The following is a 14,323-nucleotide window of genomic DNA, read 5'->3' on the forward strand; positions in this document are numbered from 1 at the left end:
GTGCGCTTATTACTGATCGAGGATGACGTGGCCCTTGGCGAAGGTATCCATCAGGCGTTGGGGCGTGAGGGCTACACCGTCGACTGGTTGCAGGACGGCAGCAGCGCCTTGCATGCGCTGCTCAGCGAAACCTTTGATTTGGCGGTGCTCGACCTCGGCCTGCCGCGCATGGACGGTTTGGAGGTGTTGCGCCGCCTGCGCGACAGCGGCTCCAACCTGCCGGTGCTGATCCTCACGGCCCGGGATGCCACCGAAGACCGGATCGCCGGGCTCGATGCCGGGGCCGATGACTATCTGATCAAGCCCTTCGACCTGGCCGAGTTGAAGGCCCGTTTGCGCGCCCTGTTGCGGCGCAGCGCCGGCCGCGCCCAAGTGTTGATCGAACACGCCGGCATCAGCCTGAACCCCGGCACCCAGCAAGTCAGCTATCAGGGCGAACCGGTGGCCCTGACGCCCAAGGAATATCAACTCCTTCATGAATTGCTCTCGCCACCGGGCCGGGTCATGACCCGCGATCACTTGATGCAGTTGCTCTACGGCTGGAACGAGGAAGCGGAAAGCAACACCCTGGAAGTGCATATCCATCATCTGCGCAAAAAGTTCTCCAGCGAGCTGATCCGCACGATTCGCGGCGTCGGCTACCTGGTGGAGGAGCGTCGATGACGTCGATCCGGCGCCGCACCTTGACGCTGATCATCGGCCTGTTACTGGCCGGGCTGGCGATCATCAGCGTGTTCAACTTGCATGACAGCAACCACGAAATCGCCGAAGTCTACGACGCCCAACTGGCGCAGAACGCCCGACTGCTGCAGGGCGTGATGCGCATGCCGCTGGCCAGCAAGGAACACGCCGAGCTGTATCAGGCGTTCAATCAAGCCCTGAGCGAAGCGGTGCCACGAGTCGACGGTCATCCCTATGAGAGCAAGATTGCCTTTCAGGTGTGGAACCCCAAGGGCGAAGTTCTGGTGCACACCGCGAGCGCGCCCACCTTCAGTACCCCACCGACCACACCAGGGTTCAGCGATGTGGTGGACCTGAACAACCGCCATTGGCGCGCGTTCATGCTCGAAGACAAACAGAACAACTTGCGCATCTGGGTGGGCGAACGCGATGACGTGCGTTCCGACCTGGTGGACCGGATCGTGCGCCATACCTTATGGCCCAATATTCTGGGCAGCCTGATTCTGGCGGCCATGGTCTGGCTGGCGATTGGCTGGGGGCTCAAGCCGCTGGCGAATATGGCGGCGACCTTGCGGGCGCGGCACAGCGGTTCCCTGGAGCCCTTGCAATTGGCGCCCCTGCCCAGCGAGCTGGAACCGATGCAAGCGGCGCTCAACCGCATGCTCGCGCAGATTCAGGAAGTGCTGGGCCGCGAACGCCGCTTTATCGCCGACGCCGCCCACGAAATGCGCACGCCCCTGGCGGTGTTGCGGGTGCATGCGCAAAACCTGCTGGAGGCCGGCACCGAGCAGGAGCGCCGCGAGTCTCTGGAGTTCCTGATTTCGGGAGTGGACCGCACCACTCGGCTGGTCAATCAACTGCTGACCATGGCTCGCCTCGAACCCAAAGCCGTGGCGCCGGTGCTGCATCGCATCGACCTGGCCGAAACCGTACGCGACAGCCTGGTTCAGCTGACGCCGTGGCTGCTGAGCAAGAATCTGGAGCTGGCGTTTGATGTCAGCGACCGCCCCTTCAACATCGTCGCTGACGCCGCCGCGATCGACATAGCGCTGAACAATCTGATCAGCAACGCAGCGAACTTTTCCCCCGAACAGGGCGTGATTACCGTGCAGTTAAGTCAGGTGGACGGGTTCTATTGCCTGAGTGTCGAGGACCAGGGACCGGGCATCGACGAAGCGGATCGCGGGCGCTTGTTCGAACGCTTTTACAGTCGCGGCAATGCGCAAGGGGCTGGGCTGGGGCTGACGATCGTCAACACCATTGCGACGCGCCTGGGAGGGCGGATCACACTGGTGAATCGGCCGGAAGGCGGGTTGCGCGCGACGCTGTCGATTCCCGACGGCCAGCCACATGACCCGTTGCAGCGAACCACCCGGGAACCGCCACCCGCAGGTTGAAGCGCTGATGAATGCATGGCGTGCATGTCATGATGCTGCTTTCAGCCTCGTGGTGACGCGCAATGAAAAATCTGGATCTGAATCTGCTGCGGGTGTTCGACGCCGTCATCCGCGAAAAGAATGTGCTGCGCGCCGGCGAAGCCATCAGTCTCAGCCCTTCAGCCGTCAGCCATGCGCTTTCGCGACTGCGGGCATTGCTCAAGGACGAGTTGTTTGTGCGTACAGTCGCGGGGATGGAGCCGACCGTCCGGGCGCTGGAGATGGCGCCATTGGTGCGCGATGCACTGGTCACCATCGAGCGTGCACTGGGGCCTCATCAATTCGATCCTGGCGTCACTGACCGCCAATTCTGTATCGCCGCGACCGACTATATGACGGCGGTGGTACTGCCACATTTTCTGCGGACCCTGTCCATCGACGCACCCCATGCCAGCGTTACCGTCCTGCCTGCCAGCAGGATCGACCTGAGCATGCAGATCGATGTCGGGCGCGTGGACATCGCCCTGGGTTCTTTTTCCAGCATTCCTCATCGGCTGCGCGAACAAGTGCTATTCGAGGAGCGGGACATGCTGGTGGTCGCCCCGAATCACTCGCTCGCCGGCACCGACATTGGACTGGAAGCCCTTTCCCGCCTGCCGTTGCTGACCGTATCGACTGGCGGTTCGGAGGAGGGTTTGCTGTCCGAGCGCGGGTTGACGCGGCGCACTGAAATGTTTGATCGCGCGGCGTTGAAGTCCGCGTTCAACTCGATTGGCAAGGCGCCAGACTTCAAGCTCGTCCAACCGCATTTTCTGGCCATTCCCAGCCTGTTGAACGGCACAGAGATGGCCGCGATTGTGCCGGCCGCACTGGCGAAGGTTTTCCAGCAATCAGGAACAGCGTGCGCCTCGGAGCTGCCCTGGCACTCTCCTCCACGCGCCATGCAGATGGTCTGGCATGAGCGGCATGCTCATGATTCCGGGCACGAATGGCTGCGTAACAGGCTGGCTGACTCGGCACAGCATGTGGCGGATAGGCAGGCCTGATTTGTTATCAAAATGCAGCGCATGCATTTTCATCTTATGAAAATTGCACTTCATCACCACACAGACGCCCCGTAGGGTATTCAACGTCTAATACCTCAAATGATTGGGATAAAGAATCATGGCAGTTAACGATCTTTTCGGCGTCAGCATTCCCGACAGCTCATTAGCCCGCGAGGTGACTCAGCTCATTCGCGACACCGAAAGTGAATTGCTGTTTGCCCACTCCACGCGTGTCTACTTTTGGGCCGCCCTGATCGGCAAACGGAAAGAACTGATAGTTGACCCCGAACTGCTCTACGCGGCCTCCATGTTCCATGACATCGGCCTGACTTGCGCCTACCACAACAGCCAACTTCGCTTTGAGGTGGATGGTGCAAATGCCGCGCGTGATTTTCTGCGCGCTCGGGGGATTGGCGAGGGGGATTTAGAGAGGGTTTGGAATGCCATCGCGCTGCACACGACACCGGGCATTCCAGAGCACATGCATCCAGAGATTGCGTTGTTGCAGGCTGGTGCGGGCATGGACGTCGCGGGCCGTGGGTTTGAGCAATTCACCGAAAAACAGCGTGAAGCGGTGATCACCGAATATCCCCGCGAGCCCGATTTCGCGCACAAGATGATCGACGAGTTTTACCTCGGGATGAAACACAGGCCTGCCAGTACATTCGGGACCTTCAACGATGACTTCCTGGCGTTCAAGGATCCGGGGTTTCAGCGCACCAATCTGTGCAGCATCATGCTTTGCTCGAATTGGGAGCATTGATTTGTGTTGTAGGAGCGAGGCTTGCCCGCGAAGACGTCGGCACATCCGGCATCCATCTAACGGCATGCCGCTTACATAGAGTTCACGATTTAGCGCCCGCCAAATAATGCGCCACCAACGCATTCGCATGGCCATGCCCCATTCCATGCTCAGCCTTCAGCCACGCCACCAATTCCATATGCTTCTTGTCGCTCACGGTTCCGAGCAGACTCAGCCAGTGGTCGATGGGTTGGCCATACTTTTTTTCAATCGAGGGGAAATACGACGCCGGGCCTTTTGTTTTTGAATCATCGGTCATGGTGCAAACTCCTTTTTTGCTTAACTTCTCTATTTGTTCCCTGAAATGCAATCCCCGCAGGAGCGAGCGGTGCGGCGTTTCGGCTTACTCGCGAAAAACGATAACGCGGGTAACCAGACTTGATGCCTTCGCGAGCAGGCTTCGCGCCTACGGGGATGTGACTCTTCTATCGGTGAATCTGGTCTGCATCGATGTATTCAAACCGGGCTTTTTCATTGGCCGTGGTTGGCAGCGTCACTCTTATGATTGGCACCACGATTCGCGGATTGGTCCAGTTGTACAAGTCGCGTTGATTCCACCGAGCATCTGTCAGCCCAACGGGTGGGCTACCGGCGATGTAGAAAAATGCCATGATCGGCAGCACGTTTTGCTGGCCCTGTGCCCAGGTCGCTATGATCAAGTCGTTCTGCTCGGTAAACCCCCGGTTTCCCAGCAGGATTTTTGCGCGCAAGGACTCAATAAAACCTTGTGCACCCTGGACGTTCATCGCGTCGCGAGTATCGAAACCGCATTGATACAAACTGGGGCTCACACCTGGCGTGTTCCAGTGCTGTAGCCATCTTTCGCCCGTGGTAATGCCAATCGTATTGCAGGCCCTGCTCTGTGTTGGATAGTTACTGCTGGGGCCGCAACCGGGTGCCTGGCGATACCAGCCCCAAGCATCAACGGGAAACGCGCAGAGATAATGCAAATGGAGTTTCCCTGCAGGCTGTTCTAGAAAGGGGTACAGGATGTAACCGTTGCTGTTTTCCTTTGGATTGCTCCAGGCCATTTTGCTGAAATTGGAATCCGCCCTGAGGTAGGACACATGGACACCTCCGGTTCTGACGGACGTGGGACTGGGGTCCCAAACGTGATAGTTGTTGTCCTGACGGGTGACTCTTAGCGTCACGCCGGAGCACAAGAACGCCGGTGCAGACGTCACGCCGCAATACGCCTTTTTATCGTTGTAGAGGGCCTGGAGCCTCGCCGCAACGGCGGATCCCGTGCTGGTCGTCAAGCCGCCGACCAGCACATTGTCAGGTGGTGAGGACGTCTGGCTGCACCCAACCACTACACTGAACCCGAGTACCGCCAGCAGCTTGTTTGCTTGGATACGCCACCGGGTCCACCGGGAGATCGCCCTGCTCTCCTTCCGATGCGGGTTCATGGAGCCAGCACCTGATCGGCCGCGACATATGAAAAGTTCGCGGTCCCCGTCGACGAGGCAGGCAAGGTCAGACGAATAATCGGCACGGTGATGTGCGGGTTGGTGGAGTTGTAGAAATCCTGTTGATTGTATCGGGCATCGGCCAGTGCGGTATTAGGCCCCCCCTGCACGTAAAAGAACGCCATCAACGGCAGTGTGTTAGGCCGACCGGCGGTCCAGGTTTTGACCACAATCTCGTTTTGCTCACGGAACCCCACAGTGCCTAGCAGCCCCTTGGCCCGCACAAATTGGTAGAACGCGGGGCCAGCCAGGGCATTTCTTTCATCCCGGATATCGAAACTGCACTGGTGGCGGTTCTTGTCCGATGCCCAACCGTTCCACTTGGCTAGCCATTGTTCGGCGGTGGTAACCCCCGCGTTGTGACAGGCCCCGCTGTCAGGGTATGGGGCGTAGATGCCACACGGCGAGGTCCGGTACCAATTCCAGCCATCCATGGGGTACGCACACAAATACTCCACGTCAATTTTGTCGTTCGGCGCTTCGAAGATCGGATAAAAGATCAACCCGTTGGTATTACCCCAGGCCAATTGCCCAAAATTGGAATCAGCACGCAAGTAGGAGAATGAAACACCACCGCTGGCCACCGACGTCGGGCTGGGGTCCCAGACTTTATATTTATTGGCCGGGTCTTTGACGGTGACACGCAAGGTCACGCCAGAACACAGAAATGCCGGTTGCGAGTTCGAATTATTGCAATTGGGAAATCGACGACCATACAACGTGTTCAGTTGAGCCGCTATTTCCGGGCCGGATAATGTCTGACTCAATGACGTGATCGGAGCAGTTGTGTCAATAACAGGTTGCTGGGCGCAACCGGCCATTAATGCCACTAATAACAGTGCAATTATTTTGCGCATGACAAGTCCTTGCCTGAACACGACGTTCGAAGACCCGCCGTATTCAAGTTTTATTAGAAGGGCGTAAGTTGATTTTTAGATGCCGCGTTACAGGCGCACTCTCAAACACCAGGAAAACTGGATAAGTTCATTCGTACCGGTTTTTCTCAGCGTGTAATTGAAGATAACGTCCCTGCTCATGTTTTCCGTCAGCCAGTTTGACGGGATGGCGACATCCATGTAATTGGGCCGATTGATATAGATTTCGTCGGAATCCCTGATAACAACACCGTATAACCGGAGCCGCACTCTGTATTCGCCAACCAATGTTGGGTAATACACCCGGGCATTGTTCCTGCTGCCATTAAGTGTTGGTTCGGGAAGGTGAAGAGGTTGACCGGTGACGCTGATCTCCAGCGATCTGGAGGGCAAGTCCTCACTCGTGCCCGGCAGCCTGACGGTGTAGTAGAACGTCATGCGCGCCCCAATGGAGTCAACCACTTCCAGTCGCGGAACCCTGAAGGTCAAAGTTTGCCCGGTGACTTGAACGGTCTGGATGCCCGAACCGTAGGTATTGGCGCGGCCAATGGCGTACACCTTCACGGTTTGCCCGGGCGCGGAACCGGTGTAATTGACCGTCACAGTAGCGAAATCCGCTTCGTAGAAATCTTTCTGGAAGTTCAAACGTGCACCACTGGCTTCCTTCGCTTCTAGTACGACCGGCGGGCGCAAGTCCAGGTCCACGCGACCGACGTGAATATCGATGAAAACGGAAGAGGAACGCGCTTGATTGCCCAGCTGATCCGTGGCGGTGAAAAAGAACTCGGCTCTCGGGTTGTCGCCGGCCCGACGGAAAAAATCGGTTTTCAGCGTTATCAACAGGGGGGAGGTTTGCCGCTCCGGTACGTCGACATTGGCGCTATTGCCGGTGAGCACGACCTTGTCATAAAGATGCACTGGGGTGAAATGGCATTCGCACACAACTCCTTGCGCAGCGCGTGCGGCATTGACGCCATCCCTCACCACATCGGCGGGCAAGACCAGGCGCAAACCCGAGGGCCCCGGGCGATAGAACAGCACATCCATCGGGAGCGATTCGTCATGGTTACCACTGATGCGCTGAACCTTGTACTGAATTTGGTTGACCCCATCGCGCAGTGTGCCTACGGGCACGTAGAGAGAAATTCGTTGAATCTCCTCCCCTGGAAGGATGGTTTTGCTGTCCACGGCCAGAGCACTGCCATTGACGTGGAGGCTGACCGTATCAAAAGTCGCCAACACCGCGAATACGCTATCCGGCCATGGGTCGATGACGCATAGCATGCCCAGGGTGGGGCTCGGCGGTTCAGCGACGCGAATCGGGACCCCCAAGAAAGCCAGGCCCGGGGGCTGAATCGGGGATACCGAGCCGGGAATGGTGAGAAAGTCCAGTGCGAGAAGGCCCGGTGCGTTCGTTGGGTTGGATGGCTGACTCATGGTGTGCTCCTGTCGATGTGATAACCCGCGACCATGGGGGTATCAAGCGCTCGATCAGGAAAGGTTGACTACTGTCAGAAATTACAGGTCTGCGTGATTTTCCGATAAACGGCTGGTGCTGGAGTTTACTTCATCGTCCCTTTTTGACTGAAATGGCGCGTAACGAACCCTGCTAATAAGCAACCATCGAAATTATCGCGAAGCGTTCTAAACAACTGTCATTTATGACAGGTAACTTCCAATTCAGCCTGGAATAAGCTGCGAGCGCTGGAATGAATTGAGGTGTTCATCGTGTCTCACGATCGTTACCTGTTGCCACTGGGCGTTCTCTTGTTGGCGATGCTGCCGGTGTTCCACGATGCCCACGCCGGCCAGTGGACGCCCATACGAGACGAAGTGACCTTCCAATGTGACAACGCTGTCGCGCAGTCGGGCTCCAGCGTGTATGTCGTCGGCAACCATCCAAACCCGGGGAACTGGGACCCGACCAAGGCCATAAAGCTCAACAATGCTGGCTCCACATGGACCGGAAAAGTACTTTTCCCCGGCGCGGACGACAGCAAAGATGTGGAGTGGAAGTGCATTGTGCGCGACGACACTGACTCGACCAAAGCGCCAACGTTGCAGGGCGGTGCCAACAACGTCGTTAAGTTGGCTTTTACTGCAAAGAGCGTCGGAACGTTTTGAGGTGTGAGCGGGCGCACCGATCAGGTTGCGCCTAGCAATAAGGCTTGCTCGCGCTCACACAACTCCACCACGTAATCCCACAACACCCGCAACCTCACCGACTTGTGCAACTCCCGCCGCGTACTAATCCAATAGCTGCGCTGAATGCTCTCATCCGGCAACAACGGCACCAGTTCCGGATCGGCACTGGCCATGTAACAAGGCAACACCGCAATCCCCAGCCCCGACCGCGCCGCTTGTTGTTGGGCGATGACGCTGGTGCTGTGGAACACGACTTGGGGGTTGCGGCAGAAGCTGTTGAGGAACATCAGTTCCTGGCTGAACAACAGGTCGTCGACGTAGCCGATCCACGCATGGCGGCCGAGGTCTTCGCGGCTGTTGAGCGGCGGTGCCTTGTCGAGGTAGGCCTGGCTGGCGTAGAGCGCCAGGCGATAGTCGGTGAGTTTGCGCGTGACGAGCATGTCGGCGGCCGGGCGTTCGAGGTGGATGCTGATTTCGGCTTCGCGGTTGAGGATGCTGACGAAGCGCGGCACGGCCACCAGTTCCACTTCCAGGCCTGGGTAGCGTTCGAACAAGCCGTTCATGCGGCTGGCAAGGAACATGATGCCCAGCCCTTCCGTCACACCGACGCGGATTTTGCCGAGCGGCGCGGTGGATTGGGTGATTTCTTCCTGGGCCAGCAGCGCGACGTTTTCCATGGCTTCGGCGTGTTTGAGCAGCGCCTCGCCGGCCGGGGTCAGTTGATAGCCCTGGGCGTGCTGCACGAACAGCGCGGTGCCGAGGCTCTTTTCAATCGCCTCGATGTGCCGGGCCACGGTGGCGTGGGTGGTGTTCAAGCGGCGGGCGGCGGTGAGCAAGCGGCCGCTGCGCTGCAATTCGAGAAAAAACCGCAGGTCATTCCAATCGAACATCATGCTTCCTTAGGGCTACGCTGTCTGAAAACGCACAGCGGCTGCGCAAAAACTAACATTCTTTATACGAAAGCTAACAACTAGGATGAAGCCCAACAACAAAAACAAGACGAGGTAAGGGATGCAGACCTCTCAGGATGAATTCGATTACATCGTGGTCGGCGCCGGGCCGGCCGGGTGTTTGCTGGCCAATCGATTGTCCGCCAACCCGCAACATCGGGTGCTGCTGCTCGAAGCCGGCGGGCGCGATAACTATCCGTGGATTCATATTCCGGTCGGTTACCTGTTCTGCATCGGTAATCCGCGCACCGACTGGTGCTTCAAGACTGAGGCGCAACCCGGTTTGCAAGACCGCACGCTGAGCTACCCTCGGGGCAAAGTGCTCGGTGGCTGTTCCTCGATTAACGGCATGATTTACATGCGTGGCCAGGCTGGCGATTACGATGGCTGGGCGGCGGATGGTAATCCCGGTTGGGCGTGGAAAGACGTGCTGCCGCTGTTCAAGCAAAGCGAAAACCATTTTGCCGGCGACTCGGAATTTCATGGTGCCACCGGGCAATGGCGGGTTGAACGTCAAAGGCTGTCATGGCCGATTCTCGATGCCTTCCGCAGCGCCGCCGAGCAAAGCGGCATCGCCAGCATCGATGACTTCAACCAGGGCGATAACGAAGGCTGTGGTTACTTCCAGGTCAATCAAAAGGCCGGGATTCGCTGGAACGCGGCCAAGGCGTTTCTCAAACCGATCCGAAATCGCGCCAATCTCACGGTTTTGACTGAGGTTGAAGTGGACCGCGTGTTGCTGGAAAACGGTCGTGCTTCAGCGGTCGTCACCCGCTGGCAGGGCCAGGCGAAAACCTTCAAGGCACGCAAGGAAATCGTCCTGTGTGCCGGCTCCGTTGGTTCGCCAAGCATTCTGCAACGCTCCGGGATCGGCCCGCGTCCGCTGCTGCAACGCCTGGGGATCGGCGTGGTGCATGAGCTGCCGGGTGTTGGCGGTAACCTGCAGGATCACCTGCAACTGCGGCTGATCTACAAACTGGAAAACGCCCGCACCCTCAATCAAATCGCCGGCACCGTGTGGGGCAAGATGGGCATGGGCCTGCGTTATCTGTATGACCGAAGTGGGCCACTGTCCATGGCGCCGAGCCAGCTGGGGGCGTTTGCCCGCTCGGGGCCGGAGCAAACTTCAGCGAATCTTGAATACCACGTGCAACCGCTGTCGCTGGAGCGTTTTGGCGAGCCGCTGCATGCGTTTCCTGCGTTTACGGCGTCGGTGTGTGATTTGCGGCCGCAGAGCCGTGGTCGGGTTGAGATTCGCAGTGCTGATCCGCAGGAGGCGCCACTGATTCAGCCCAACTATTTGAGTCATCCTGAGGATCTGCGGGTGGCGGCGGATGCGATTCGCCTGACCCGGCGCATCGTTGCCGCGCCGGCGCTGGCGGCGTTCAAACCGGTCGAGTATTTGCCGGGGGACAGTTTGCAGAGCGAAGAAGAATTGCATGAAGCGGCGGCGCGGATTGGCACGACGATTTTTCATCCGGTGGGGACTTGCCGGATGGGTAACGACGCGGATGCGGTGGTGGATGCACAGTTGAATGTCCGTGGCATCCCTGGATTGCGTATCGCCGATGCCTCGATCATGCCGCGTATTACCTCGGGCAATACCTGCTCGCCTACGCTGATGATTGCCGAGAAGGCTGCGCAGTTGATCCTTGACCCTGACACCAGGAGCTTCGCCCCGGAGAAGGAACTGTTAAGTAACGCCTGAATCACACACCTGTAGGAGCATGGCTTGCCCGCGATGGCGATTTCAGAGGCGCCATCGCGAGCAAGCTTTGCTCCTACAGGGAACGAGTACACCCCGCTTTATGGATAAACGCGGCACCCGCCCACAAGGCTGGCGCCGACAGTGGAACAACAAAAACAATCACTGTGAGGGATACCGATATGTCAGAACACGTTCAGCCCCTGGAAGCCACGCGCAGCGCGGGCGTCAGCAGCGGCACCAAGAAAGTCATCTTCGCTTCGTCTCTGGGGACGGTGTTCGAGTGGTATGACTTTTTCCTCTATGGCGCCCTCGCGGCGGTGATCAGCAAGCAGTTCTTTGCCGGGGTCAACGACACCACGGCGTTTATCTTCGCGCTCATGGCGTTTGCCGCCGGCTTCATCGTGCGGCCGTTTGGTGCGTTGGTGTTCGGTCGGTTGGGGGACATGATCGGGCGTAAATACACCTTCCTCGCGACCATCGTGCTCATGGGCCTGGCGACGTTCTGTGTCGGGTTGCTGCCGACCTACGCCAGCATCGGCATCGCCGCGCCGATCATCCTTGTGGTGCTGCGCATGCTCCAGGGCCTGGCCCTCGGCGGCGAATACGGCGGCGCCGCGACCTATGTGGCGGAACATGCGCCGATGGGCAAACGCGGCTTCCACACCAGCTGGATTCAATCCACCGCCACCCTCGGCCTGCTGCTGTCGCTGCTGGTGGTACTCGGTTGTCGCTACTTCACCGGCGACCAGTTCGAAGTCTGGGGCTGGCGTATTCCGTTTCTGTTTTCCATCGTGCTGCTGGGCATCTCCACCTGGATTCGCCTGAGCCTGCACGAGTCGCCGGCCTTCGTGAAAATGAAAGAAGAAGGCAAGCTGTGCAAGCAGCCGCTGCGCGATTCCTTCGGTAAATGGGAAAACCTCAAAGTCGTGTTGATCGCCCTGTTCAGCATCAACGCCGGGCAAGCGGTGACCTTTTACGCCGCGCAGTTCTACGTGCTGTTCTTCCTCACCCAGTTCCTGAAAATGGACCCGGCGCTGGCGAATAGTTTGCTGATTGTCAGCGTGATTATCGGCGCGCCGTTCTTCATCTTTTTCGGCTGGCTGTCGGATAAGGTCGGGCGCAAACCGGTGCTGATGATCGGCCTGCTGCTGGCCACCGCGCTGTACTTCCCGATCTTCAAATCCATCGCCCACTACGCCAACCCGGCGGTCGACCAGGCCCGCCAACAGGCACCGATCACTGTCATGGCCGACCCGGCTACTTGCACCTTCCAGTTCGACCCGGTGGGCAAGGCGAAATTTGATAGCCCGTGCGACAAGGTCAAGACCTTCCTGGTCAAGCAAGGCCTGCCTTACACCAGCGCCGCTGCCCCAACTGGCGCAGCCGTGCAGGTCAGCATCGGCGACGTAAAAATCGATGGCTACGACGAAGCGGCCCTGCGTGGCGCGGTGACCCTGGCGGGCTATCCGTCGCAAGCCGACACTCAGCAGGTCAACAAAACCATGATCGTGGCGCTGATGGTCGTGCTGATCATCATCTCCGCCATGTGCTACGGCCCGCTGGCGGCGCTGATGGTCGAACTGTTCCCGACGCGCATCCGCTACACCTCGATGTCCCTGCCCTACCACATCGGCAATGGCTGGTTCGGCGGATTCCTGCCGACGGTGTCGTTTGCGTTGGTGGTGTACACCGGGGACATCTTCTATGGACTGTGGTACCCGGTGGTGATTACCGGGGTGAGTTTGATTGTGGGGTTGATTTGTTTGCGCGAGACCAAGAACGTGGATCTGGATAAGAACTGATACCGAGAAATGCGCGGGCTCTGTAGCAACTGCCGAGCCCGCAAGCGCTCGGCTTGTAGCAGCTGCCGAGGTACGAGGCTGCGTTCGGCTTGTAGCAGCTGCCGAGGCACGAGGCTGCGTTCGGCTGCGAAGCAGTCGTGAAATCAGGCGGCGCGGTGTTTCAGGAAGATCGAGTGCTCAGGTTTTACGACTGCTTCGCAGCCGAACGCAGCCTCGTACCTCGGCAGCTGCTACAAGTCACTCGCCACAGGTTAAGCTCAATGAACATTTCAGCCCCGCCATTCCAAAAAACGAGGCCCCATGATCATTTCATCCGCATCCGATTACCGCGAGGCAGCACGCCGTAAACTTCCGCGATTCCTGTTCGATTACATCGATGGCGGCGCCTACGCCGAGCACACGCTGCGGGCCAACAGTGCCGACCTGACGGGCATCAGCCTGCGTCAGCGCATTCTGAAAAACGTTGAAACCCTGAGCCTTGAAACCACCCTCTTCAACCAACCCCTGGCCATGCCTATCATCCTCGCACCGGTGGGCCTGACGGGCATGTTTGCCCGGCGTGGTGAGGTGCAGGCGGTGAGAGCGGCGGAGAACAAAGGCATTCCGCTGTGCCTGTCCACGGTATCAGTGTGTTCGATCGAGGAAGTCTCGGCGCAAAGCCAACAATCGATCTGGTTTCAGCTGTACGTGTTGAAAGACCGGGGCTTCATGAAAAACGCCCTGGAGCGGGCGAAGGCGGCCGGGGTGAAGAACCTGGTGTTTACCGTCGACATGCCCACGCCCGGCGCGCGATATCGGGATGCGCATTCGGGCATGTCCGGCCCTTTCGCTTCGTCGCGGCGAATGTTGCAGGCGATGACCCGGCCGGACTGGGCGTTCAATGTTGGCCTGATGGGGCGGCCGCATGACCTGGGCAATATCTCGGCGTATCTGGGCCAAGCCGTCACGCTCGAAGACTACATGGGCTGGCTGGCGAAGAACTTCGACCCGTCGATCAGTTGGGCCGATCTGCAGTGGATTCGGGATTTCTGGGAAGGTCCGATGATCATCAAAGGCATTCTCGATCCTCAGGATGCAAAAGATGCGGTCAGCTTTGGCGCGGACGGCATCGTGGTGTCGAACCACGGTGGGCGGCAGCTGGATGGCGTGCTGTCGACCACCAAGGCCTTGCCGGCGATCATGCAAGCCATCGGCGATGATCTGACGGTGTTGGTCGACTCGGGGATTCGCTCGGGGCTGGATGTGGTGCGGATGTTGGCGCTGGGGGCGAAAGGCGTGTTGCTGGGGCGTTCGATGGCGTATGCGCTGGCGGCGGATGGACAGCGCGGGGTGGAAAACATGCTGGATATTTTCGCCCGGGAAATGCGCGTGGCCATGACGTTGACCGGGGTGACTTCAATTGCGCAGATTGATGAATCGACGTTGGTGAGCGCTGTCCGCTAGTGAAGATCGTTCCCACGCTCCGCGTG

The 14,323-nt window shown here is 58.7% G+C and carries 13 protein-coding genes; 8 read left to right on the forward strand and 5 right to left on the reverse strand.

Features of this window, described 5'->3' with window-relative positions; translation table 11 throughout:
• The 4 genes from HKK53_RS06960 to HKK53_RS06975 all read left to right on the forward strand — a co-directional run bounded on the left by HKK53_RS06960 (position 1) and on the right by HKK53_RS06975 (position 3,866).
• A complete protein-coding gene (locus tag HKK53_RS06960; protein WP_169370166.1) occupies positions 1–663 on the forward strand; it encodes a response regulator in 663 nt (220 codons plus the stop codon).
• Positions 660–2,078, forward strand: a complete 1,419-nt coding sequence (locus HKK53_RS06965) for an ATP-binding protein (RefSeq protein ID WP_169370167.1) — start codon at positions 660–662, stop codon at positions 2,076–2,078. The genes HKK53_RS06960 and HKK53_RS06965 overlap by 4 nt, the downstream gene beginning before the upstream one ends.
• Before the next feature lie 62 nt (positions 2,079–2,140).
• Complete coding sequence (locus HKK53_RS06970; protein ID WP_169370168.1) at positions 2,141–3,103, forward strand: LysR family transcriptional regulator; 963 nt, start codon at positions 2,141–2,143, stop codon at positions 3,101–3,103.
• 118 nt (positions 3,104–3,221) lie between these two features.
• Complete coding sequence (locus HKK53_RS06975) at positions 3,222–3,866, forward strand: HD domain-containing protein (RefSeq protein WP_169370169.1); 645 nt, start codon at positions 3,222–3,224, stop codon at positions 3,864–3,866.
• Positions 3,867–3,948: 82 nt separating this feature from the next.
• Here HKK53_RS06975 and HKK53_RS06980 read toward each other — a convergent pair whose 3' ends face one another.
• From HKK53_RS06980 to HKK53_RS06995, 4 genes are all read right to left on the reverse strand, one after another.
• Positions 3,949–4,164, reverse strand: coding sequence for a DUF4287 domain-containing protein (locus HKK53_RS06980; RefSeq protein WP_169370170.1), 216 nt, complete (start codon positions 4,162–4,164; stop codon positions 3,949–3,951).
• 166 nt (positions 4,165–4,330) lie between these two features.
• Positions 4,331–5,314, reverse strand: coding sequence for a halovibrin HvnC (locus tag HKK53_RS06985; RefSeq protein WP_237150719.1), 984 nt, complete (start codon positions 5,312–5,314; stop codon positions 4,331–4,333).
• Positions 5,311–6,231, reverse strand: a complete 921-nt coding sequence (locus HKK53_RS06990) for a halovibrin HvnC (RefSeq protein WP_169370171.1) — start codon at positions 6,229–6,231, stop codon at positions 5,311–5,313. Before HKK53_RS06990 ends, HKK53_RS06985 begins: the two co-directional genes overlap by 4 nt.
• An 87-nt stretch (positions 6,232–6,318) precedes the next feature.
• Positions 6,319–7,686 (reverse strand): hypothetical protein, encoded by a 1,368-nt coding sequence (locus HKK53_RS06995; protein WP_169370172.1) that lies wholly within the window; start codon positions 7,684–7,686, stop codon positions 6,319–6,321.
• Positions 7,687–7,977: 291 nt separating this feature from the next.
• Here HKK53_RS06995 and HKK53_RS07000 point away from each other — a divergent pair, with 291 nt between their 5' ends.
• Positions 7,978–8,373, forward strand: coding sequence for a carbohydrate-binding module family 20 domain-containing protein (locus tag HKK53_RS07000; RefSeq protein ID WP_237150721.1), 396 nt, complete (start codon positions 7,978–7,980; stop codon positions 8,371–8,373).
• 20 nt (positions 8,374–8,393) lie between these two features.
• Here the strand turns inward: HKK53_RS07000 and HKK53_RS07005 are convergent, their stop codons facing one another.
• On the reverse strand, positions 8,394–9,284 hold the full coding sequence (locus tag HKK53_RS07005) for a LysR family transcriptional regulator (RefSeq protein ID WP_169370174.1): 891 nt from the start codon (positions 9,282–9,284) through the stop codon (positions 8,394–8,396).
• Between the two features lie 121 nt (positions 9,285–9,405).
• On the opposite strand from HKK53_RS07005, the gene HKK53_RS07010 reads away from it, so the two are divergent.
• The 3 genes from HKK53_RS07010 (at position 9,406) to lldD (ending at position 14,297) form a co-directional block, all read left to right on the forward strand.
• Complete coding sequence (locus tag HKK53_RS07010; protein ID WP_169370175.1) at positions 9,406–11,052, forward strand: GMC family oxidoreductase; 1,647 nt, start codon at positions 9,406–9,408, stop codon at positions 11,050–11,052.
• 179 nt (positions 11,053–11,231) lie between these two features.
• Positions 11,232–12,854, forward strand: a complete 1,623-nt coding sequence (locus HKK53_RS07015) for an MFS transporter (protein WP_169370176.1) — start codon at positions 11,232–11,234, stop codon at positions 12,852–12,854.
• Positions 12,855–13,154: 300 nt separating this feature from the next.
• Positions 13,155–14,297 carry an FMN-dependent L-lactate dehydrogenase LldD gene (gene lldD / locus HKK53_RS07020; RefSeq protein WP_169370177.1) on the forward strand — a complete coding sequence of 381 codons (1,143 nt, stop codon included), beginning with the start codon at positions 13,155–13,157 and terminating at the stop codon, positions 14,295–14,297.
• Positions 14,298–14,323 lie beyond the last annotated feature (26 nt).

The organism is Pseudomonas sp. ADAK7, assembly GCF_012935675.1.
Taxonomy (GTDB): Bacteria; Pseudomonadota; Gammaproteobacteria; order Pseudomonadales; family Pseudomonadaceae; genus Aquipseudomonas.